Origin of the sequence: Pseudoalteromonas sp. APC 3694, from assembly GCF_030407565.1 — a bacterium.
Classification (GTDB): domain Bacteria; phylum Pseudomonadota; class Gammaproteobacteria; order Enterobacterales; family Alteromonadaceae; genus Pseudoalteromonas; species Pseudoalteromonas tetraodonis.
This window is the reverse complement of sequence record NZ_JASDDE010000138.1, coordinates 1-807: the sequence shown is the minus strand read 5'-3', so window position 1 is coordinate 807 and position 807 is coordinate 1. Positions and strand designations below refer to the sequence as shown.

The window sequence follows — 807 nt, the reverse complement described above, 5'->3', positions numbered from 1 at the left end:
TCTCTAAGTCAAGGCTGTAGAAGCCCATTGATCGACACGGAGTGGCGTCGATGGGGAGTTCACAGATGTGGTGATGGAGGAGGATGACTCGGGTCTGCGTTTAGTGAATACTATTCGAGAGGTCATCGGTAACGCAGAAATGCGTATTGTGCTGTTAAGAGGCAACCTGGTTTTGCACCAGAGAGCGGTATCATGAAAATGCTCGATATCGATGAATACTGGAATAAATCAGATATTACAGCAGATAAGCTGCAATCAATTGTTAATAGTAACATACGTACATGGGAGTATATTTCACAAATTAGGTCAGCTAAGCAAGGTTTATAGCTGGTGCTTGAAGCATCTAGAAGTATTAACGCTAAGCACGATATGGCCTCTTTCCTATGCTGTGCTTAAAAAAATTAGCAGTTTCAAAATCAGCTATTAGCCTTGTCACATAAATTACATATTGAAAAGATAGAGCTAGATATCGTTAATCGTGAGCTTGATGCCACAATTAAGCAGCAACTGCAAGAAGGGTTAATTGAAGCGCAAAAACTATCCTCATTAGGGTTGCTCGTGGCAGGTGTTGCTCATGAAATGAATACGCCTATCGGTGGAACCGTTATTTCTGTTTCAAATGCAGATATGTCATTGAATAAATTAAATGAAGCGATGAAACAGGGGCAGACTAAATCAACGTTAGAAAGTATTACAACAAGTATTGGAGAGAGCCTAGCGCTGGCTAAAATTAATTTAAATAAAACCGCCGTATTAGGGGCTGTTGATCTTTGTAGTACATATATCAATCAGCCCACATTGGTAGCC

2 pseudogenes are annotated in these 807 nt (G+C 40.4%); both read left to right on the top strand.

Annotated features, from left to right (window positions below):
- Positions 1 to 64: 64 nt before the first annotated feature.
- A pseudogene (locus QMA00_RS18885) lies at positions 65 to 409 on the top strand (DUF3369 domain-containing protein); the annotation flags it as partial.
- Positions 406 to 807: pseudogene (locus QMA00_RS18880) on the top strand (hypothetical protein); the annotation flags it as partial. The pseudogenes QMA00_RS18885 and QMA00_RS18880, both read left to right, overlap by 4 nt.